At 66.9% G+C, this 22,880-nt stretch carries 10 protein-coding genes; 9 read left to right on the top strand and 1 reads right to left on the bottom strand.

Annotated features, from left to right (window positions below; genetic code table 11):
- Positions 1-9 precede the first annotated feature (9 nt).
- The 4 genes from ACX27O_RS02160 (at position 10) to ACX27O_RS02145 (ending at position 3,602) form a co-directional block, all read left to right on the top strand.
- Positions 10-690, top strand: coding sequence for a GOLPH3/VPS74 family protein (locus tag ACX27O_RS02160; protein WP_458938871.1), 681 nt, complete (start codon positions 10-12; stop codon positions 688-690).
- A gap of 24 nt (positions 691-714) precedes the next feature.
- Positions 715-1,383, top strand: coding sequence for a GNAT family N-acetyltransferase (locus ACX27O_RS02155; RefSeq protein ID WP_458938870.1), 669 nt, complete (start codon positions 715-717; stop codon positions 1,381-1,383).
- 166 nt (positions 1,384-1,549) lie between these two features.
- Positions 1,550-2,719 (top strand): hypothetical protein, encoded by a 1,170-nt coding sequence (locus ACX27O_RS02150; RefSeq protein ID WP_458938869.1) that lies wholly within the window; start codon positions 1,550-1,552, stop codon positions 2,717-2,719.
- Between the two features lie 292 nt (positions 2,720-3,011).
- The gene (locus tag ACX27O_RS02145) at positions 3,012-3,602 is read left to right on the top strand and encodes an AfsR/SARP family transcriptional regulator (RefSeq protein ID WP_458938868.1); all 591 of its coding nucleotides are present in this window, start codon (positions 3,012-3,014) and stop codon (positions 3,600-3,602) included.
- A 74-nt stretch (positions 3,603-3,676) separates the two neighbouring features.
- On the opposite strand, the gene ACX27O_RS02140 is transcribed toward ACX27O_RS02145, so the two are convergent.
- Complete coding sequence (locus ACX27O_RS02140) at positions 3,677-4,012, bottom strand: type I restriction enzyme endonuclease domain-containing protein (protein WP_458938867.1); 336 nt, start codon at positions 4,010-4,012, stop codon at positions 3,677-3,679.
- A 180-nt stretch (positions 4,013-4,192) separates the two neighbouring features.
- Between ACX27O_RS02140 and ACX27O_RS02135 the strand changes: the two genes are divergently transcribed.
- Genes ACX27O_RS02135 through ACX27O_RS02115 form a run of 5 tightly spaced genes read left to right on the top strand, consistent with a single transcriptional unit; the run spans position 4,193 to position 22,856 of the window.
- The gene (locus ACX27O_RS02135) at positions 4,193-5,335 is read left to right on the top strand and encodes a serine/threonine-protein kinase (RefSeq protein ID WP_458938866.1); all 1,143 of its coding nucleotides are present in this window, start codon (positions 4,193-4,195) and stop codon (positions 5,333-5,335) included.
- A gap of 46 nt (positions 5,336-5,381) precedes the next feature.
- Entirely contained in the window at positions 5,382-8,336 is a 2,955-nt protein-coding gene (locus tag ACX27O_RS02130; protein WP_458938865.1) for an SNF2-related protein, read from the top strand.
- Entirely contained in the window at positions 8,333-13,840 is a 5,508-nt protein-coding gene (locus tag ACX27O_RS02125) for a class I SAM-dependent DNA methyltransferase (protein WP_458938864.1), read from the top strand. The genes ACX27O_RS02130 and ACX27O_RS02125 overlap by 4 nt, the downstream gene beginning before the upstream one ends.
- Complete coding sequence (locus ACX27O_RS02120; RefSeq protein WP_458938863.1) at positions 13,837-20,577, top strand: DEAD/DEAH box helicase; 6,741 nt, start codon at positions 13,837-13,839, stop codon at positions 20,575-20,577. Before ACX27O_RS02125 ends, ACX27O_RS02120 begins: the two co-directional genes overlap by 4 nt.
- Entirely contained in the window at positions 20,574-22,856 is a 2,283-nt protein-coding gene (locus tag ACX27O_RS02115) for a UvrD-helicase domain-containing protein (protein WP_458938862.1), read from the top strand. Before ACX27O_RS02120 ends, ACX27O_RS02115 begins: the two co-directional genes overlap by 4 nt.
- Positions 22,857-22,880: the final 24 nt, after the last annotated feature.

Raw genomic sequence — 22,880 nt, 5'->3', positions numbered from 1 at the left:
GCCGGTGCGATGACAGCGTCGATTCCGCAGCTGCCGTTACGGGACGAGTTGTTCCTGCTCGGCCATAACGACGACACCGGCCAACCCCACATCCACCGCCAGGCCCTCTCCCTCGGCATGGCCGGCGCGGTCCTGACCGACCTGTTCCTGGCCGGACGGATCGCTCTCGACGACACTGAGGACGCCAGCTCTGGCGGGCAGCAGCGGCTGTGGCTGCACCGCGACCGGCCTGTCGGCGACCTGATCGCCGACACCGCCATCGCCTCCATCCGCTACGCCAAATCCGCCCCGACGCTGCGCGGGTGGCTGACGTGGTTCGCCGAGGACCTGTACGAACGCACCCGCGCCGGCCTGCACGCCGGCGGGATCCTGCACCGCACCAGCCGACGCCGCCTCGGCGGCCTCGCCCGCACCGACGTCTATCTAGCCACCGACACCAAATGGGCGGTCGTGGCCCGGTCCCGGCTGCGCTACCTCGCCGCCGGACGCGAGCCGCCCGACAACCACACCGCCGCCCTCGCCGGCCTCGTCGCCGTCCTCGGCCTCGCCGCCCACCTTTACCTCGACGACACCAACGTCGTCACCGGCCAGCTGCGAGCGATCGCCGAGCAGCACCACCGCCCGGTACGCGACATCACTGCCGCCGTCGACGCCGCGGTCGGTGACCTCGCCACCGCCGCCTACCGCTGACCCGCTTCTAAGGAGAACAGATTCATGGACGCTGACATGCGCATCCGCGCCGCTCGCTGGGCCGACAAAGACCCCGTCGCCGCGCTGATCGCCGCCGCCCTGCACCCCACGCCGCTCGCCGCCTGGCTCGTACCCGACCCAGCCGTGCGGTGCCGGGTGCTGACCGATGTCGCGGCGATCTGGGTGGAGCACGCCATGTTCTACGGCGACAGCCACGTCACCGACGACCTGAGCGCCGGCACCGTCGGGTTCCACCGCTACCGGCCCATCCCGCCACCGGCCAACTACCAAAGTCGACTGCGCGACGCGGCCGGTGCGCATGCCGACCGCTTCGACCAGCTCGACACCCTGCTGTCCGCAGCCCGGCCGATCGAGCCGCACTACCACCTGGCGTTTCTCGTCGTACACCCCGACGCCCAGCGAGCCGGGCGGGCGACGGCGATGCTCACCCACCACCGCAGCCGGCTCGACCGGATCGACCTGCCCTCCTGGACCGACACCACCACCAGCGCTCAGGCCCTGTACACCCGCCACGGCTACACCCCACGACCGGCGATCGTTCTGCCCGACGGGCCGGCCCTGTGCCCGATGCGCCGCGATCCCGACCGCAATTCCGACACCTGGCCCACCAACCGGGCCCGCCCCGTCGCAGCCGGCCAGACAAGTGCTGCCCCCTCAACGGCACGACGTTGAGGTGTCAGCGGCAAGAGATGCCGCAACGAATCACGCCCACATTTCGCCAGAGCTGACCGCAGCAGCCGACGCCGGCCGCCGGTGCCGGGCCTTCCCGCCACGCTCGCCAAGCGGTCGCCACCACCACGTCCCAACATCAACGAGCTGTCCGAGGAACGTCGAGCCGATGGCCTACCCCCGCAAGTACTCTGACGACTTCATCAAGGCCGCGGTCCAACGGGTGGCCGCCGCACGTGACAACGGACATCGTGGTCCGATCTCCGCGGTCGCCCGCGAGCTGAACCTCGACCGGCGCCTCGTGCAGGACTGGGTCAGCAGGACCCGAACCACCAGCGCCGCCGCACCCGCCCCGCCGCCCGAAGCCGAGCCAGTCGTGGACCCGTCACCGGTTCTCCTGCCAGCCGATCTCCTGCTCTGCCGCACCTGCAAACAACCCATGACGAGTAACCCTGACGGGGACCGGCTCGTCTACCAGTGCCCGGGAAACTGCCGGCCGCGCGGACTCGACGCCGCCGTCGTCGCCGATACCGTCGGTCGGGCGGTCCTGCGCCACACACCCGCCATCGTCACCGCCACCGGTCACCCCAAGAGCGCCAACCTCGCCGCCGCGCACGCCAGCCGGGTCCTCGCCCGCGTCACAGCCGGGCTCACCGCCACCGACCTACGCTTCACCTGGCGCGTCGCCCTCGCCCCGGCAGGCCACGCCGCGCCGGCCCTCGCTGAACGGCTGTGCTCAGCCCGAACCCTCGCCGCCACCGACCCGGTGCGCGCCCGAGAGGTCCTGCGCGACGCCCTCACCGACGTCGACCCAGCCACCGCCGACGCGAACCCCGCCCTCGCCGATGCCGCGCACCTGCAGGCCGAGCTGCTCCTACGTCTGGGCAACTCCGCCGCCGCGATCCGCTGGGCCAGCTACGCCCACCACAGTCACGCGCACCTGCACGGCCCTTCCGCCCGGCCCGTCCTCACCGCTCTGCACACCCTCGCCACCGCCCACCGGCAGGCTGGGCATTACCAACGCGCGTACCACGCGTACCGGCACCTCGCCGATCAACTCATCACCATCGCCGGGCCGGACGCCCACCCCACCCTCGCCACGCAGGCCACCCTCGCCCTTGTCCTGCGCGACCTTGGCCATTGCGGTGCCGCACGACGCCTACTCGCCGACACCATCACCGCGCACCGCCGCGCCCACCCCCATCACCCCGCAACCGCCCGCATGCTTCAGCACCTGCACGACATGTGGCAGCACTGCGCAGACCGCGGACACAACCACCCCGACATCGAGTTTGACCCCGTGGGAAACCAGCGGCAGCACAACCAGGCGGGGAACTGAGACCTTGCGGCACCGCCGACGGTCACCTGTCCGACCGTCGAGCAGTCGGTACGCGTTCGACCGGACCATGACAGGCCGACGGGATCTGTACCGTTGCGCCAATGAGCAACGAGTCCTCACACGCGAAGTCGAGGACGGTCACTGGCACCACGCCGTGAACGACTCGCCACCGGGGAACCCTCCCGCCATCACCTGCGCGGGCGGTCACAGCGCTGAACCGCCGATCAGCCGCGTCCCCGCCCACCCCTTGGGCCGGCAGACCGATGTTGGAGCGAACCGGATCCGGGTCCAGGTGCTCGGCACACCGACCATCCTCGGCGTCCCCGACGGGCAGCACGTCCGCCCACAGGCGATGGAGTTCCTCGTCTATCTGATCGTGCGGGGAGGATCGGCCTACCAGCACGACATTCTCGGCGATCTCCTCCCTGAGCCGGCGCACCGCCTGGCCACGCAACGGCTGCACACCTACACCTACAACCTGCGCCAAATCTTCCGCTCTATCAGCGGGAACAACACCCACCTGCTGCTGCGCCGACACCACTACACCCTCAACGCCGACGCCTTCGACGTCGACCTATGGACCATGCGCGACGCCATCACCGCAGCTCAACACGCCACCAGCCCCGCAGCCAGCACCGCCGCCCTACGCCACGCGGTCGCCGCCTACGGCGGACCCCTCGCCGCCAACACCGGATACCTCTGGCTCGCCCGGCACCAGCAAGCGGTATCCCGCGAGTTCCTGACCGCGGCCGTCAACCTCGCCGAGGCACTCGCCGACCACCCCGCCGAAGCCAACGCCGTCCTCGAGATCGCCGCCCACCACCACCCGGACGACGACCTCCTCGCCGCCGCTGCTGCCACGGTCCGTGATCGGTTGGGCTGACTGCCCCTCACCACCGCCGTTGCCGCGAACGACCTGAAGGTCTCTGCACTACCCAAACCGGCTTCTGTCAGATTCTACGAACGCCTCAACTTCGTGATCTTGAAGGATTTATCCGAAAGGCTGACGCCCAGAGCGGGGCGTATCACCATAAAAACGACATTGCTGAGTCGCCAGAAGCGGCCGCAGTCAGATGGCGCCGTAGAAGGCCAGCTCGGCGTGGTTGAGCGGGGTCGAGCTGCTGGCTTGCGTCGGGCGGCCGCAGACTCCAGCTCGACGATCAGCTGCGCTCTGGTCACCTGCTGGAGCATGTAGCGGTTCAACAGGTCTTCGAGCTGGGCGGAGAAGCGCTCCTGCCGAACCACGTTGTGCTTGGCGAACTCACGCGCCTTCCGTTCGATCAGCCGGCGCAAACGACAAGGCGGCTATGACAACGTCAAGGGACTAAAGAGGTGTGAACGTCGGCTTTTCAGCCACAGCGACGTCGCTGATTGGCCATGGAGCGCGTCGTGGCTCGCAGTCAGTGTGCCGTTTCGGCAGACTGAACAGGGTGGAGCTGGGTGCAGGATGGACGGAAAAGCGCAGAATGTCGAATGAGTGAGCTCCCGTCTCGCATCGGGCGATACGCGGTCAGTCATAAGCTCGGCAGCGGCGGTATGGGTGAGGTGTTCCTCGCGTACTCGCCGGCGGGTTCGCCTGTGGCGGTGAAGGTCATCCGAAGTGATCGGCTGGATCCGGTCACCCGCGCCCGGTTCGAACGAGAGGCCGCCGTCGCCCGGACGGTGATCGGCACGAATCGCATCGCCCGATTCCTGGAAGCGGACCCCTACGCGGACCGTCCCTGGCTGGCGATGGAGTACGTCCCGGGTTACACCCTGCAGGAGTACGTACGCGAGCACGAGGTGCTGCCCGTGGCTCTGGTGGCGAGCCTTGGCGCGCTCGTCGCGGAGGGCCTGGAGGCGGTGCACGGTGCCGGCCTCCTGCACCGGGACCTGAAGCCGCAGAACGTGATACTCGGCGCAGACGGCCCGGTAATCATCGATTTCGGTCTGGCGGCATTCGTCGATGCCTCGTCGTCGCACGACTCCCTGTCGACCAGCGGGATGATCATCGGCTCGGTGCGGTGCATGCCGCCCGAGCAGGCCGGCGGGAACCCGCGGGTTACCGCGGCGGCCGACGTCTACGCGCTGGGCACAGTTCTTCTGTACGCGGCGGCCGAACACTACCCGTACGACGGGCCGTCGTGGCAGGCCATCATCTGGCAGATCACGAACCCCGAGATCCAACCGGATCTCACTGGGGTCCCCGCCCGTCTGCTCCCACTCCTGCGGAAGATGCTCGCCTTCAAGGCCGAGGAACGTCCGACGATCTCCGACGTGGCTGCCGCCTGTGCCGAACTGCTGGCGGACGCCTCCATCAGCCCGGCTGACGCACGGTTGGCTCTCATCGGCAGGACCGCCGGCCGAAATCCGAGTCTGCGGGAGGGCCAAGTGCCGTCGCCGTCGATCGAAGCAAGGCTCGACGAGCTGAGTACCGAGGGCGGCTCGGATGCGGATGGGCCGCTCGATGTGCCGCCGGCAACTCCCGAACCTGTGGAAGCGGGGGGGCCAGAGATCGCGGAGCCCGAGGCCTCTGAGCCACCGGTTCGGCCTCGGGAACGTCCATCGCGACGGCCGGCGTCCAGCCGGGTGGCGGCGGAGTTGCGAGCCGCCTACGCGGCTCAAACGACCCTGTAGCAGGGTGTAGGGCGGTCGAACAGCGTTACGAGGAGCGGGGCACAGGGTGAATGTCGAGGCCGAGACCGTGACCGGCGAGGGACAGGTGTCGGCCGGCTTTCCGCCGGGGTCGCAGGTACTCGTACGTGACGAGCAGTGGCTGGTACGCAAGAGCACGTTCACCAGGCGCGACAGATGGATGATCGAGGTCACTGGGGTGTCGCCGTTCGTCCGCGGCGAGGAAGCCATCTTCTATCAGAGCCTCGACGACATCCGAATCCTCGATCCGCGCGAGACCAAGCTGGTGGCAGACGACTCGGCGAACCACCGGCGGGCCCGGCTGTTCCTGGAGGCGGTATTCCGCAAGACTGCGCTGCCCCAGACCGAGCACGGGCTCGCCCTCGCAGACGGGTTCCTGATGCATCCGCAGGTGCACCAACTGCGGCCGGCTGAGCTGGCGCTGTCGATGAAGAACCCGCAGCCTCGGATCCTGATCGCGGACGTGGTGGGCCTGGGCAAGACCCTGGAGATCGGTATCTTGCTGGCCGAACTGATCCGACGCGGTCGCGGCGAGCGGATCCTCGTGGTGACGCCGCAGCACATCCTGGAGCAGTTCCAGCGGGAGATGTGGACGCGGTTCGCCATCCCGCTTGTCCGATTGGACTCGACCGGCATCCAGCGGGTGCAGCGTGAGATTCCGGCGGGACGCAACCCGTTCGCGTACTTCAAGCGGGCGATCATCTCGGTGGACACGCTGAAGAGCGCCGTCTACGCCCATCACCTGGAGCAGACCGACTGGGACGCCGTCGTCATCGACGAGTCGCACAACCTGGTCAACCGGGGCACCCAGAACAACGAGCTGGCCCGGTTGCTCGCTCGCAAGACCGACGCGCTGATCCTCGCGTCGGCCACGCCGCACAACGGCCGGGCGGAATCGTTCGCCGAGCTCATTCACATGCTGGACGAGGCCGCGATCGCCGATCCGAGCAGCTACGATGTCGACCAGCTCGAACATCTCTACATCCGCCGGACGAAGACCTCGCCCGAGGTACGCGACTCGCTGACCGGTTCCTGGCCGGATCGCGGGCCGTCGACGCCAGTGCACGTTCAGGCCAGCGCGGCAGAGACCGCAGTCTTCGCGGAACTGATCGAGCGGTGGATCCCGGCCGAGGGCGGTACTTCGGTCAGCACCCATCAGCTGGTGCCGTATCAGCTGCTCAAGTCGTTCCTCTCCTCGCACCGGGCGTTGCTGGCGACGATCCGTACGCGGTTGAAGACGATCGACACGTCCTTGGCCGAGAAACCGGGCGACAAGGCGCGCCTTGCGGAGCGGACAGCGCTCCTGACGCTGCAGGAACTGACTGGGCACGTCCAGGACGATGACGCGTCGAAGTTGACCGCCTTGGTGGCGCAGCTGCGTGAACTCGGCGTCGGACCGGGCTCGGACACCCGAGTTGTGATCTTCTCGGAACGCATCCCGACGCTCATCTGGCTGGCCGAGACCGTTCCCGCTGTGCTCGGGTTTCCAGCCACCGCCGAGGTCACCGATCGCAAACCCTGGACGGCTTTCAATGGCGCTGTGCAGGTCATGCACCGCGAGTCGACCTCGGATGAGGAGCAACAGCGCATCGTCGAAGCGTTCGGCCTGCGTGACGCCCCAGTCCGGATGCTGTTCACCGGCGACATCGCCTCCGAGGGCGTCAACCTTCACCAGCAGTGCCACATCCTGATCCACTACGACCTGCCGTGGTCACTGATCCGAATCGAGCAGCGCAACGGCCGCATTGACCGCTACGGGCAGAAGCACTCGCCGCAATTCCGGGCCTTGGTGCTCACCAGCAACCTGCCGTGGCGTACCGATCCGGAGTCCGGCGCCGCACGCACCCTGGACGACCGCCTGGTCGGTGAGAAGCTGCTGGCCCGCGAGGCCGAGGCCCACAAGATCGAGGGCTCGGCAGAGGCAGTGACCGGCCTATACCGGGCGCAAGAGGAAGAAGATCGCCTGATCAAGGATCTGGTCGCTGGCCGGACCGTGGAGCAGTCGATCAAAAAGTCCCGGGCGAGCCGGACCGGTTTCCTCGTCAAGCTCGTCGGTCAAGTCGGCGCGGTCCCGGAGCGCAAGGAAGTCCTCAGAGCGGAGGTGTTGACGCTCTTCTCCTCGACCGCGGACTACTTCGACGAGGGTCTCCGGCAGATTTGCCGGCCCAACCCCGAGGACCAGCTGTCGCTGTACCGCGACGACAACGGCACCATCGCCTTCGAGCCGCCAGCTGATCTGCTCTACCGGCTGCGGTCGCTGCCCAGGTCGTACCTGAAGGAGCAGCAGATCCTGCCGGGGCCGGACTCTCCCGGGCGTCTGCGTATAACCTTCTCCAAGGATCTCGCCGATGCCCGGCTGACGGCGGCGCGGGAGAGTTCAGACTCGCAGTGGCCGACGGTCTCCTACGTGACCGACGTACATCCGGTGCTGGACTGGCTCACCGACAAGGTGCTCGTCGAGGTCGGCCGGCACGAGGCGCCGGTCCTGGCTGCAGCCATGACCGAGCCGGTCTTCCTCGTGCAGGGCATCGCCTCGAACCGGCTCGGCCGGCCGACCATCGTCAAGTGGATGGCGGTCACCGGCCTGCCAAATGACCCCAGGACCGTCGAGATTACTCCTGAGCTGCTGGCCGAGTTCGGTCTCGGGCCACGGATGCCGGCCCGCGCCGTCCCGCGGGACTTGGACGGGCTGACGAAGATGGTGCCGGAGGCGATCGAGGAGGCGCGCCGCTACTTCGGCGAGATCGAGGGCGGTTACCGTGCCGACATCAAGCGGACCCTGGAGCCCTACCGGGACAAGGTCGGCAAATGGAAGCAGGAAGCGCTGTTTGCCGGGCCGCGACCGGATCACCGGCAGGTCGACAGCACCGCCGAGCGCCTGATTCAGCTGGTGGCATCGCTGGAATCGGTCGGGGCGCCGATGTTGCGCCTCTTAGCAGTGCTGGAACCGCTCGCCGACGGGGTGAAAGGAACACAGGGATGAGCCGCGACTACGACTCACTCACCAACCGGGGCGAGTACCTCTCCGCGCACTACCTGGCCGAGGACCTGGACACCGACCTGCGGAAAGGGATCTTCGCGGTATGGACCGTGCGCGAAGGCGACGAGAACGACCCCCGCCGTACGCCGCGCGAGCTGATCCGTGGTCTGCGCGGCAGCTACCTCGGCGAGGACGGGCGGTCCTACTTCGCCGCTGCGGCCGAGGCCGACGGCGACGGCCCGATCCGTCTAGCCACCTACAACAACCCGGAGTGGCGCAAACGCCTGACCGAGTGGCACCAGGAGGTACTGCGAGCCCTCGGCTTCGACCCTGCACCGGTCGAACTCGTCGCGCACCGGGCCGGCCGCGACCACACCGTCACCGTCGCGCTGCACACCGACGAGATCATTGCGATCGACTGCGGCTGGACGGGCAACACCGACGCGGCCCTCGACCCGAACGGTGCCGGGCGCCTGCTGCATCCCCTGCACGTCAGCGGATCAGAAAAGTACGAGAACGGCGCCGCGCTCGCGTCGTGGCTGTTCCAGAGCGAGATCGGCGGGCCCGGCGGTGCTAGGCCGCGTTTCGTCCTGCTGCTGCATGGTGGCGTGATCATCCTCGCCGACCGCGGCACCTGGGCCGAGGGACGCTACCTCGCCGCGAACCTCGACACGGCGTTGGAACGTTACGACCGGACCCAGACCGGCGAGCTGTCGACCATCGCCGCCCTGTTCAGCCACGACATGCTGCGCCCCGGCGACAACGATCCGACCCGCCGGATCGACGTCCTGTTAAAGAACTCCAGCACCAACGCCGTCGGCGTCTCCAAGGAACTGCGGCACGGCCTGCAACGCTCCGTCGAGATCCTCGCCAACGAGGTTCTGCTCCGCATGGCGGAGCCGGGCAATAACGTACGCCCGGAGGACATCGAGGGCCCGAAGCTGCCGTTCGCCCGGGAGCTGACCCGCGAGTGCCTGCGATACCTCTACCGGGTCCTCTTCCTGCTATACGCCGAGGCCCGGCCCGAGCTGGGCATCCTGCCGACCGACGACGGCAGCTACGAGAGCGGCTACTCGATGGCCCGGCTGCGGGAGCTGTGCGCCCTCGACGAAGAGCTCGTCGAGGAGGAGTCGAGAAACGGCTTCCATCTGTACGCGTCCCTCGATCTGTTGTTCAACAAGGTCAACTTCGGGCACCGGCAGTACGGCACCGAACCCGACGACGACCTCCCCGGCGATGACGAGGCGAGCCGCAAGGAGAAGGCCGAACGCCGCAGCGAGGATCACGGACTGCGGTTCGAAGCGCTGCGCAGCACCCTGCTCGAACCGGGCGCCATCCGGCTGATCGGCACCCGCACCCTCGACCCGCGTAGCGACGAGGACGAAGATCCGCGCTGGCTCAACCTACGGCCCCGGAACGCCGCCCTGCACCAGGTGCTGCGCCTGCTCACCATGAAACAGGGCAAGAAGGGCGAGCGCGGCGGCTTCGTCTCCTACCGTAACCTCGGCATCAACCAGCTCGGCGCCGTCTACGAGGGCCTGATGTCCTACACCGGCATCATCGCCGACGAGGAACTCTGCGAGGTCGCCCGCGAAGGGAACCCAGACGAGGGCTCGTGGCTGGTGCCCGCCCACCGCCAGCAGGACTACCCGGACGAGACGCTGGTCCGCTACAACGAGGCCGACGCTCGGCACGGCCTGCGCGGCGTCAAGAAGTACGCGAAGGGCTCGTTCGTCTACCGGCTATCCGGCCGTGAGCGGGAGACCTCCGCCTCGTACTACACGCCGGAGTCACTGACGAAGGTCACGGTTGAGCTGGCGCTCAAGGAGCGGCTCGACCAGGAACGCGACGCTGGCGGCAACCCGATCAAGACCCGGGCGGCGGCGTTGCTGTCGTACCGGCTCTGCGAACCAGCGCTCGGCTCCGGGGCGTTCCTCAACGAGGCGATTAACCAGGTCGCCGAGGAATACCTGCGCCGCCGGCAGGACGAACTGGGACGGTCCATCCCGTCCGGGCAGGTGCTCACCGAGAAACAGCGGGTCAAGGCCTACATCGCTCTGCACAACGCGTACGGCGTCGACCTCAACCCGACCGGCGTCGAGCTGGCCGAGGTCTCGCTGTGGCTCAATACCATGCACCCGGGCATGCTCGCGCCTTGGTTCGGCCTGCATCTGCGGCGCGGGAACTCGCTCATCGGCGCCCGGCGCGCGGTCTACGCTGCCGACGACGTCTGCTCCACCGCCAAGGAGTGGCTCAAGGCCAAGGGAACCCTGGCCCCGACTCCGCTGCCGATGCGCGATGAGGACGGCAACCCTCAGCCGCTGCCGGCCGACGCTGTGCACCAGTTTCTCCTGCCCACGCCGGGCTGGGCCGCTGTCGCCGGCAACACCGAAGCGAAACAGCTTTCTACCGATCAGAACAAGAAGCTCGCGGACTGGAAGAAGGGCATCCTCCAGCGGCCGACGCGGAACACCTCACATCTCAAGGCGGACGGCACCCCGAAACTGGTCGCCCGCACCCAGCAGCCGCAGCAGGAGAAGCCGTCCCAGTTCACCCGGCTCCGCGACGCCGCCCGGCGAGTCGAGTTCCTCTGGGCCGCGGTCGTCAAGCGGATGGACATGTCCGAGCAGAACATAGCCCGGCGGATCCCGATCTGGGGAGCTGGGACGGACGAGCCCGAGTACGGCTTCCTGCACCAGCAAGAGCGATCAACACCCAAGGAGGACGTGCTCCGGGACCTCTTCGAGGCAGTCGACACCCCGTACTGGCGGCTGAAGCTGGTCATGGACGCCTGGTGTGCCCTCTGGTTCTGGCCGTCCGACCAGGCCGGGCTGCTCGACGGCACCGACGAGGAGTACGACGTCAGCGGCAGCATCACACGCGACAGCCTGGCCAGCCTGATCGACACCGCGGCTCCCGGCACCGAGCCACCAGCCGAACTGCAGCAGCAGGCGACATCCAATGCGGTTGCGCCCTCGGCACCAGCTGCCCGGCGCATGATCTCGCGGCCGATGACGCTCTTCCCCATGGACGGCGACCAGACGACCCTCGACGAACTTGGTTGGGGTCTGGAGCCCGAGCCAGCACCCGTAACGCAGCAGCCCCAGAAGAAGCCCGCGAAGGCCCCGAAGTCCTCGGCACCGGCACTCCGCCGAGTCATCCCCCTGAAGAACCTCGACGACTGGCTCGACTTCCTCGAAGCAGTCCTCGGCACCGCCGACGTCCCGCAGAACAGTTTCCTCGACGCGTACGACACGCTCGACAAGCTGAAGGATTTCGAGAAATCCCTGTCCGGATTCTTGAACATGGACACCAAGCCGCCGGAAGACCGGTTCCCGTGGCTGCGGGTCGTCCGCGACATCGCCGACCGGCAGGGCTTCCTGCACTGGGAGCTGGAGTTCGCGCTCATCTTCGCCGAACGAGGTGGCTTCGACCTCCAGGTCGGCAACCCACCGTGGGTCCGGCCTCGCTGGGATGTCGACGGTGTGATGGCCGAGTACGAGCCCTGGTTCAAGCTGGTGGACCGTCCGTCCGAGATGGGCAAAGAACGCAGACGGCAGGAACTGCTTCAAAGGCCTGCCGCCAAGGCTTTTTTGATCGACGAAATCACTAGCAATAGGGCGACCGTAGCGTTTGTTGGAGGCTCTCAGAACTACCCGTTGCTGGCAGGCACTCAGCCGGACCTTTACCGGGCTTTTATGTTCCGCGTTTGGGCGCACGCTTCTCGACATGGAACCGCCGGAATGCTGCATCCCAATACTCATTATACCGGACAGAAAGAGGGAAGACTGCGCGCAGCGGCCTACGAGAGGCTCCGGATCCACGGAGACTTCTCCAATCCGGGCCACAGGTTTTTTCCGAAGCCAGTAGGTGAATCAAGTCATTTCGGAATCCATATCTACGGAGCAAGGCAGGTGGTTAGATTTAAACATCTTTCCTGGCTTTTCTCTGCGCGTTCACTTTCCCTCTCCTTGACGCATGACGGCACCGGGGAAGCTCCAGCCATCCGATACAAGGGCAAGCTTGACGAACGTCCACATCGAAACCGAGTGATCATTGTGGACGAAAAAGTTCTTGCAGTTTGGCGGAGGCTGGTCGGCGAGGAGGACCGGCCGCTAAACCAGGCACGCCTGCTATTCCCGGTCAGCACCGCCGAAGCCTCCGCAATCGAGGCACTAGCCACCTACCCTCGTCGACTTGGCTCCATGAGCCCCCAGATTTCGTCGGGCTTCCATGAATCAGACGCAAAGAAGACGAATCTTATCGACTACAATCGCGAAGATCCCTCGACTGGCCAGGAGTATCGGCCGGAGGATTGGGATGAGGTAATCCTTAAGGGAAACCAGATTGGTGTTGCTACCTCAATATTCAAGCGCCATAATGCAAACAGTAATGATCCATATGGGGCGGACCTTGTAAATTTGCCATCAAACTTCGTTCCAGATACCGGTTATGTCGCTGTTCCTGGACGGGAGGAGGCATGCCGACAGGATCATGATCTGTGGATCGATCACGCGGAGTTGGCGCGTCTCCGCTCCGACGAAGAGGTCCTAAGCCGCACGAGGGCGCTAATCGCCGAGGTCGAGAACACCTCTGAGGCGAAGATCGGCCCAGAGAAGGTGGACGCGGCTCTGGTGCAGAATTCCCGGCGGCCATATGTCGATTTCTACAGAATGGCGTGGCGCCGTCAGATCGCTCCGGACACCCAACGCGCCCTTTATGCAGCCCTTATCCCGCCCGGGACTGCCCACATCGATTCAATGCATTCCATGGCAATGTCGAGTAACTCCCTTAACGTCTTGGTAGCAGGGTTCTGGGCATCCTTGCCTCTTGACTACCTCCTTCGCGCAACCGGCCGGAGCGATCTTTACGTCGCCGGAGCCAAAGCTATGCCCGCACCCGATGAAGATCACCCGCTTGCCTGCGCACTCCTTCTGCGGACCCTAAGACTCAATTGTCTTACATCGGCATACCGTGACCTTTGGGCGGAGGTTTATGACCCGGCGTGGACGAACACTGAAGCGTGGGCGCTGGACTGGTCCGGATCGCGGCCATTGGCCGAAGTCAGCCCAGAGTGGACGTCGGAAACACCGTTGCGGACCGAACGAGATCGGCGGGCAGCGCTAGTCGAGATAGACGCCCTCGTGGCTGTGTGGCTAGGTATGGATGCCGACGCTCTCATTGCCGCATATCAGGGGCGGTTCCCTGTGCTCCAGAAGTTCGAAAATGTGACCTGGTTTGATTCAGAAGGCTGGAAGCTTGCAGGTGACGCTCGGACGATCGGTCAGAGGCAGACCAAGGCGACCTGGGCGCAGTTCGAGGCGTACCAGAACGATAAGGCCGATCCGAAGACCGTTGCGCCTCCGGAGGGATTCACGCCGCCGTTCTACAAGGCGGACCGGGTGGCTGAGATGACAGCGGCGCACGCGGTGTTCCAGGCTCGGCTGGATGCGGCGATCGCTCGCGGCGAGTGGGATCCGGTCACGCGGAAGGCGGCGAAGCAGTGAGGCCGACCCTGGAGGCGCGCGGGCTGAAGGAGAGCCTGCTGCAGTACCTGTCAACCACCTACGCGCTGGCCGACGAGGGTGCCCGGGAGGCGCTGCACCGATTCCTCGGCAACGAGACGTCGGGGATGTTCCGTGGGCCGTTCCTGCGGATCAGGACTCCGTTCACCACGGCGGCGCCGGGTTGGGAGCAGCATCTGGAGTGGCGGCGGGAGGGCTGGACGCCGTACGCCCATCAGGCTCGGACTTTTGCCCGGTTGAGCTCGGCGAATGGTCACGTGCCGGAGCCGACGCTGGTCACCACGGGCACAGGCTCCGGCAAGACGGAGTCGTTCCTCTACCCGATCCTCGATCACTGTCGCCGGGAGCGGGTGGCCGGGCGGTCCGGAGTGAAGGCGTTGCTGCTGTATCCGATGAACGCGCTCGCCACCGACCAGGCGCAGCGGATCAACGAGCTGCTTCTCGGGCACCGCGACGAGCTGGGCACGGTGACGGCCGGCCTCTACATCGGTGACCGGGCCGCGATTCAGTACGAACGGGTCTACACCCGGCGGCAGGACATGCAGCTGACCCCGCCGGACATCCTGATCACCAACTACAAGATGCTCGACCTGCTCCTTCAGCGGGTCGACGACACGCCGCTGTGGCAGGACGCGGACCTTCGCTACGTGGTGGTGGACGAGTTCCACACCTACGACGGCGCGCAGGGTACCGACGTCGCGATGCTGCTGCGCCGGCTCGCGTCCGTCGTGGGCGCCGGCGAGGAGGGCCGCCCGCTGGGCCCGATCTGCCCGGTGGCCACCTCGGCGACGCTCGCCTCGGCGTCCGACGAGCGCGCCACCGAGGATCTGCTGAAGGTGGCGACAGCGGTGTTCGGCACCCCGTTCACCGCTGAGGCGATCGTCGGTGAGGATCGCCTCACCATCGACGAGTTCATCCCACTGCGCGATATCGGGGAGCTACCGGACGAGGACGTGATCCTGCCGACCCCGACGCCGGACGAGCTGCTCGCCCTGCCGGACCCAACCAGCGGCGACGATGCGCTCCTGCTGCTGGCGCATGCTGTGACCGGTATCAACGATCTGGATCAGATCGAGCTCGGAAGGCGACTCAAACGGCACCTATTCACCAAGGCGTTGCTCATCGCTCTCGAGGGCGATGTGAAGAGTGGCCCGGACGTGCTGCGGCTGATGTGGCGTGCCGGCGCGCAGAGCTGGTCGTCGGCGATCACCCGGCAGCCGGAGAAGGCCGCCGCGGCGCTGGCCAGGTTCGTGGCGCTGCTCTCGTACGCCCGTGATCCTCAGTCTCCGTCCGGCGAGCTCCGGCCGTTCGTGCATGTCGAGGTGCACCAGTGGGCTCGGGCGGTGACCCGGCTGCTGCGTGGGGTGTTGCCGTGGCCGAAGGCGGAGTTCCGGTGGGATGTCGCCGGGACCCGCGATCCCGGCACCGATCAGGGCGTGGTGACGGTACCCGTGACGACCGCGACCGCCGGGCAGGCCGCGAACCTGTTCCTACCAGCGGTCTACTGTCGGGAATGTGGTCGCTCCGGCTGGGCGGTCTTCTCGCCCGAGAGCGACGACTGGGACGTCCAGTTCGACAGCTACAAGATCCGCCGGGCATCGACGGGGCAGGACAAGGTCCGGATCCGCTACCTGATCGCGGCCACCGACCGGGAGGCCGCCGAGGGCGCCGGCCGCAACACGATGCGCGACGCCGGCCAGCGTGTCGGAGCACCGTTGGCGTCACAGGGCCCTGGTGGGACGCTGATGGTGCTGGACGCCGTCCGGCAGCGGCTGCGGCTGCCGGACCCGGGCTCCGACTACAACGAGGACGGGCAGCCCGCACTGACCGCGCGGGATTCGACCTTTTTGCTGGTCAACCTTGGTTCGACGGCCAACACGGCCGCGGCGGAGGACTGGTGCCCGGCGTGCGGTGAGCGCAACGCCATCCGCTTCCTCGGCACCGGTGCGGCCGCTCTGGCCGCGGCGGCCATCACGCAGCTGTTCACCGCTGGTGAGCTGAACAAGGAGGCGTTCGAGGATAAGACCCTCATGTTCAACGACTCGGTCCAGGATGCGGCGCACCGGGCCGGGTTCGTGGCGAACCGGTCGTACACCTTCTCGCTGCGAGCGCTGCTCGCCGCGCACCTGCGCCAGGAGTCCGCCACCGCTCTGAACGACCTGATCGCCGACGTGGTGTCGGCGACGACCGATCCGCAGACCCTCGCTGCGGTCGTACCTCCGGATTTGCATGGCCTGCTCGGTGTCGACCGCCTGCTGTCCGGCCGTGGACGTGGTGGCGATATCGCAACCTGGCAGTTGATCGGGCAGCGGCTGGCATTCGAGACGCTGATGGAGTTCGGGTTCCGCTCCCGCAACGGCCGCACGCTGGAGCTCACCCGCACCGCGGCGGCGCACATCCACCTCGCCGATCCGGCCGCCGTCACGGCGATGGTCAAGGAGATCCACCTCGATCTGGGCCGGGACGGCCTCCCGATCATGGAGGCCGACGACGCCACCTACCTGGGTTTCGTCCGGGTATTTCTGGAACGGCTTCGCAGCCGCGGCGCTGTCTCGCACAAGTGGCTGAGCAAGTACATCGACGAGGCTGGGACGAGCCGGTACTTCATCTGGGGACAGCGTCCGCAGGGCATGCGAGCGTTCCCGAACCGGGTCGCGGCGCCGAAGTTCCTGCTCGCGGCCCCGAAGAACGGCAGTGACTTCGACGTCGCCTCCGGCCGGCTGTCCTGGTACGAGCGGTGGGCGGGACGCACCCTCGGCCTGTCGCGGGAGGTCATCCCGGAGTTCTGGTACCGGCTGCTGCCTGAGCTGGCCTCGGCTGGGCTGTTGTCCGTTCGTACCCCGAATGATTCCTCCGCCCGCATCTACGGCCTGCAGCCGGGCAACATCGAAGCCCTGCTGCTGGACGACGGCCAGGTGCGGGAGGCTTTCGTACGCTGCCCGGTCTGTTTCTGGGAGCAGACGGTGCATCCGTCAATGCTCGACCAGTGGCACGGCCAGCGGTGCCCGGCCTATCGGTGCCGCACCGGCCGCCTGATCGCCGGCAACCGGCCGATGGAACTCGGGCGCCACCAGCGTGACCGTGACTACACCCAGGACTACTACCGCCGGCTCTACCGGCAGGCGGGCACCTATCAGGTGAACACCGCCGAACACACCGGCATGCTCACCCGCCAACAGCGGGAACGGGTCGAGCAGGCGTTCAAGCAGGGCCGCAAGCCCGACGAGACGGGCGTAGTGGCGTTCAAGAACCCGAACGTCCTGTCCTGCACGCCAACGCTGGAGATGGGTATCGACATCGGGGACCTCTCCGCTGTGGTACTCGCCGCGCTGCCCCGTCGCCCGGCCGGCTACGCCCAACAGACCGGACGTGCCGGACGGCGTACCGGCAACGCGTTCCTGCTGACCATCGCCGACCGCTCTCGGCGTGACCTGTACTTCCTGGATCAGCCGAAGGAACTCATCGCCGGGATGATCGTGCCGCCGGGCTGTTACCTGTCCGCGGTGGAAATCCTGCGCCGGCAGTACCTCGCCCACCTTCTCGACCTGGCCGCGGCCGGACGCCTTGCCCGCCCTGACGGCGTCGTACTGCGGGCGCTGCCGGACCGGGTGAACGCGCTGTTCGGGCCGTCCGGGTATCTCGTCGACCTGATCGAGGTCGCCATCACCCAGGCCGCCGAACTCGTGGCGGGTTTCCTCCGGCTGTTTCCCCGCGACGACGGCGCCGACCTGTTGCCACGCGGTGTCACCGAAGATGCACGTAACGATCTTGTCGAGTACGCGTCACATGGCCTGCGGGCGGCGCTGGAGGAAGCCGAGCGGGAGTGGCGACGCCAGGACGAAGGGTTGCGGGCCCGGATCCGGATAATCAGCGAGGCCTACGACGAGCTGCACGACTCCGACCCTGACGAGGCGGATGAGAAGGCAATGCTGGATGCCGAGCGGCGTGCGCTCGGCAAACGGCTGATGGACCTCGGAAACACCACGGCGCAGGGTGCGTTGTGCGATCTGGGCCTGCTGCCCAACTACGCCCTGGTCGACACGGTCACCACCCTCAACGCCACGCTGTACGGGCCGGACGGTGTGAGCCCGAAGGACGGCAAGACGCCCCGGTACAGGTCGAGTCAGGTGAGCTACCAGCGGCCCCGCCGATACGCCCTAGAGGAGTTCGCCCCCGGCAACACCTTCTACGTCAACGGCTACCGTCACCAGATTACCGGCATCGACATCATCACGTCTGGCCGGCCCGAGTGGCATCACTGGCGCGTCTGCCCGGGCTGCGGGTACATCCGCACGGAAGACGCCGTGCACGACCGGTCTGCTTGCCCCCGCTGCGACAGCACCTACATCGCTGACGACGGCTGCCTCTTCCAGGTCGTCGAGCCGTCGACCGTGACTTCGCGTGACCTGCGGGAAGACGCCCGGATCCGGGACGACAAGGACGAGCGCGACCGTCGCTTCTACACCGTCGTTGACGCGGTCGACTTTCCAGACGACGAGATCGCCCCCGGTTCGTGGCGGCACGCGCACCAGACGTTCGGCGTCGACTACTGCCGGCGCGCGATGATCCGGCGCATCAACGTCGGGCCGGCCCGTTACGACGCGCCGCCGCGGGACGACTTCGCCGGCCACACCGTACGGATTAATCCATTCCACGTCTGCACCGGATGTGGGGCAACGAGCGCGGACGGCCAGCCGGTCTTCAATCTCGAATCGGACGCTCTCACCTCCTCCCAGGCACGTAACCCGCAGCTGAAGAATCACCGCCCATGGTGCCCGCTGCGCCGGGGCAAGCCGGACAACATCACGCAGGAGAAGGTCCTGCTCGCCCACCAGTTGCGGACAGAGGCGCTACGCATCCTCCTTCCGGCTGCGGCTGCTGACGTCGACACCCGGGTGCACTCCTTCCGGGCTGCGCTGCGGATGGGCGTAGACCTGCACTTCGGCGGCGACCCGCAGCACCTGGACACCACCGTCGCCTCCATGCCGGACCAGGCGAGCGGGGAACGCCGCTGGTTCCTGGTTCTCTACGACCGGCTTCCGGGAGGCACCGGCTACCTGGACCGGCTCACGAAGGCCGAAGACTTCCAGAAGGTGCTCTTGAAGGCACACACCGCGCTGCTCGACTGCAAGTGCAAGGACGAGCAGCGCCGGGCCTGCCATCGCTGCCTGCACCGGTATACCCCCGAACCGCAGCAGGACCTTGTCTCCCGCAACACCGCGCTCCGGATGATCAGCTCGCTGCTCTTCGATGACGACGGGTGGAAGACCGAACCTGTCGCCAACACCCGGAAGATTGGACTGGACGGCCAGCTCGAATCCGACCTCGAGCAGCGCTTCCTCGACCTGCTGCGCGGCTGGGTGTCGGTTACCAACGACGTATCGCTCGACGAGGACGGCCACGCCAGCGGGCACCTGCGCTTTGCCCGCGGCACCGACCTAGTCCACTGGCGGATGACTGCCCAGCAGCAGCTGCGCCGGACCAGGACCGACTTCACCTTCAATCGAGTAGACGGTCCCAGCCAGAGTGTCACCGTCTACCTAGAGGGCTTCCGGTTCCACGCCACCCCTGAGCACAACCGCATCGCGTCGGACGCCCGGCAGCGGACCGTCCTACGCGCCGAGGGCCACCGTGTCTTCCAGGTCACCTGGTCCGACATCGAGCTGTTCGAGCAGCGGCCGACCTCCACCCGGCCGGTCTGGCCGCCGTACTCAGGAACGGCGCAGGAACAGGCCAAAGACGCTTACGAGGAGTTCGACGGCAACCGGGCCCAACTGACCGGCATGATCTACACCAACCCGGTGAGCTCTCTGATCGCCTACCTGCGAGACCCCGACGAGCAGCGGTGGGCGTCAGCGGCGGGCGCCATGGTGACCGGACTGCTGGCCGAGCCAGGAACCGCTCTACTAACGGCGACGACCGATCGCCGGGAACTGGCCCGGACGCTCCGTGCCGAACTCAACGGGCTCACTGCTGGTCAACCCGAACAACCCCCGTCTGCCGGGGACCCGGACGCCACGCTGCACGCTTTCCGGGCGCACGATCAGTGCGGGCTGCCGATCATCGTCACCCTCGACGCCAAGGATCCGGACCACCCGCGCTGGACGGCGCTCGCGGCTCTCGACGACCGTGACGACGCACTCACCGGCGATGGCCACTGGCGGCGCTGGCGCTCGTGGCTCTACTGGACGAACCTCACCCAGTTCCTCGCGTACGCCGGCGGTGACGGAGTCCAAGTCGCCTACAGCACCGCCGCCGAACTCGACCTTGACACCCTCCTCGTCTGCGGCGGCGTCGGTGAACTCGACTCGCTGAACGGCCCGCCGCCTAAGCCGACGGTCAGCGTCGACAAACCCGCTGCGGCGACGTCCGGACCGCGGGACCAGCAGTGGGACGACGAGATCCTGGAGATCCTCGACGATGAGCCGGAACACGGCGGTGATCTCGGTGTTCTCGCCCGCAGGCTGGCCGACCGGGGCAAACGCGCACCCGTGTTCGGCTACGAACTCGGCGCCGGCCGCTGGCAGGTCGACTTCGCCTGGCCCCTGCCAAACCTCAAGATCGCAGTAGTGGCCCTGCACAGTGATGATACCGACGCACGGCACCGGAACGAGGCATACGCCGAGGAAGGCTGGACGATGCGAACCGCGGCCGAGTGGCTCCAACACCTCGACGAACTCGAAGACCTGCTGCCCGACATGGAAGACTCCGAGTCATGACCGCGCGACTCAGCCTGCACTACAAGGCCGAGGAAGAGCTCTACAAGCTTGACCGGACGGTCAAGGGACTGTTCTACGACTTCTGCCACCGGTTTCGGAGGAACCCAGATCAGCCCGGCCTGGATCTGAAGAAGCTCAAGGGCGACTCCCGCATCCACCGCGCCAAGATCAACCAGTCGTATCGGGCACTGCTCATTCCGGTCGAGACCGACGAGCGTGGCCGCCAGCACTGGCTGATCATCGCGGTCCGGCATCGCAAGGACGTCTACGACGAACTCCAGGTCGCGGTCAACCGCGTCACCGGAGAGCTGGAGTTCGTCGACCTCGCCGTGATGGGCGACAGCTCCCTGCAGCGTGCCGGGATCACGCTCACCCCGGCCGAGCCCGATGATGTAGCTCCAACGCCGGCTCCCATTCGAGAGCCCGATCAGGTTCCAGACCGGCCGCCCCTACTCGGCGCCTACACGGCCGACCAACTCCGCGACCTCGGCGTTGCCGAGCAGCTCATCGACTTGGCCTTGGCTGTCACGACTGATGAGGAACTCGACCGACTCGTCTCGGGTGCACCGCTGCTGTCCAAGGACGTGCTTTACGGACTCGCGGCAGGGATGAGCATCGATTCAGTGCTCGAAGAGGTGACCCGCCCGGTACAACTGTCGACTGCCCCGGACCTCGCCGACATCTCCACCGCGGTCAGCCGAACGAATGTCTCGTCGATCGACGACGACGTGCAGGCTGCCCTAGACGAGGGCAGTTTCCGCAGCTGGAAGCACTACCTGCACCCGACCCAGGCCAAAACCGCGCGGCGTAAATACACCGGCCCGGCCCGCGTCTCTGGCGGTCCGGGCACCGGCAAGACCGTCGTCGCGCTGCACCGGGTCAAGTATCTCGTCGAGCAGCTGACCGACGACGGCGTGCAGATCCTGCTCACAACCTTCACCGCCAACCTCGCCGCCGACCTGCGGCTCCGTCTCACCTCCCTGATAAGCGAACCGGAGCTGCTGGCGAGGGTTGACGTCATGCACATCGACCAGCTTGCCGCCCGCGTCATCGGTGAGAACACCGACCAGCGCAACCGGCGCAAGCGCATCAGCGATCAGGCAGCCATGGTCGAGATGCGGCAGCTCCTCCTCGAACTCGACGAAAAGCGCTGGGAGGCCGACTTTCTCCTCGACGAATGGGAGCAGGTTATTCTCGGCCAGGCACTGACAAGCCGGTCGGACTACTTCAGCGCCCGACGGGGCGGGCGTGGCCGCGCACTCACCCGCCCAGAACGCAGCCAGATCTGGAAGCTTATCGAGCAGTTCGCCGCTCGTCTGGACAAGCTCGGCGCCGAGACCTGGGGCCAGGCCGCCGAACGCGCCGCCCGCTTCGAGATCGAACGCGCCGCCGCAGCGGAGCGGTACCGGAGCTCGCCTGCGACGGCTGACGACAGCTCCGGCTCTCGGCCTTTTGCGTACCGGTACCGGCACGTCGTCGTCGACGAAGCCCAGGACCTGCGCGCCGCTCATTGGAAGATGTTGCGCGCCATGGTTGAGCCAGGCCCGAATGACCTCTTCATCGCCGGCGACACCCACCAGCGGATCTATGACCACCAGGTCTCTTTGGGTGCTCTGGGTATCAATATTCGGGGCCGCTCACGTCGGTTGACACTCAGCTACCGCACCACCCGCGAGATCCTGGAACACGCCCTCCGGATCGCCGAGGGCAACAAGACCGTCTACGACGATCTCGACGACGGCGTCGACAACCTCTCGGGATACCGGTCCGTGCTGCACGGCCCCACACCGACCTTCCTGGGATATCAGAACTGGCCGGGCGAACTGGCCGGCGTCGGCACACTGCTACAGGGATGGCGCGACGAACTCTCGACGGACGACGATGGCGCCCGCCAAGACCCGTCCGGCCACGTCGCGGTCGCGGTCGCGGATCACGAACAGCTGACCCAGGTCATCGAGTACCTGGAGAAGCAGGGCGGCCTGACCTGCGCCGAGCTCACTAAGGACGGGCCGCGTGGCGACGGCGAGATTCACGTGGGGACGATGCACCGATTCAAGGGCCTTGAGTATCAGCGGCTGGCGATCATCGGAGTGCGCAAGGGCGCGATCCCACGTCCCTACATCGAACGCTACCGCCGGTCCGACCCGCAGCGGTACGAGCTCGAGCAACGCAAGGCCCGGTCGCTGCTGTTCGTCGCCGCGACCCGTGCCCGAGACGTACTAGCCATCACTTGGCACGGTGCACCCAGCCCATTGTTGGATCCAGTGGTCAACGGCTGAGACCGCCCTGATGCGACTGCTCGA

The sequence above is a fragment of the Micromonospora sp. SD19 genome, assembly GCF_054462275.1.
Note: the sequence above shows the minus strand (reverse complement) of the source record. Positions and strands in the feature narration are given on the sequence as shown.

What these genes read in the sequence shown, in the direction of transcription:
- ACX27O_RS02155 (WP_458938870.1), top strand. Translation starts at nt 715, where the DNA reads ATGGACGCTGACATGCGCATCCGCGCCGCTCGCTGGGCCGACAAAGAC.
- ACX27O_RS02115 (WP_458938862.1), top strand. Translation starts at nt 20,574, where the DNA reads ATGACCGCGCGACTCAGCCTGCACTACAAGGCCGAGGAAGAGCTCTAC.
- ACX27O_RS02150 (WP_458938869.1), top strand. Translation starts at nt 1,550, where the DNA reads ATGGCCTACCCCCGCAAGTACTCTGACGACTTCATCAAGGCCGCGGTC.
- ACX27O_RS02160 (WP_458938871.1), top strand. Translation starts at nt 10, where the DNA reads ATGACAGCGTCGATTCCGCAGCTGCCGTTACGGGACGAGTTGTTCCTG.
- ACX27O_RS02125 (WP_458938864.1), top strand. Translation starts at nt 8,333, where the DNA reads ATGAGCCGCGACTACGACTCACTCACCAACCGGGGCGAGTACCTCTCC.
- ACX27O_RS02135 (WP_458938866.1), top strand. Translation starts at nt 4,193, where the DNA reads ATGAGTGAGCTCCCGTCTCGCATCGGGCGATACGCGGTCAGTCATAAG.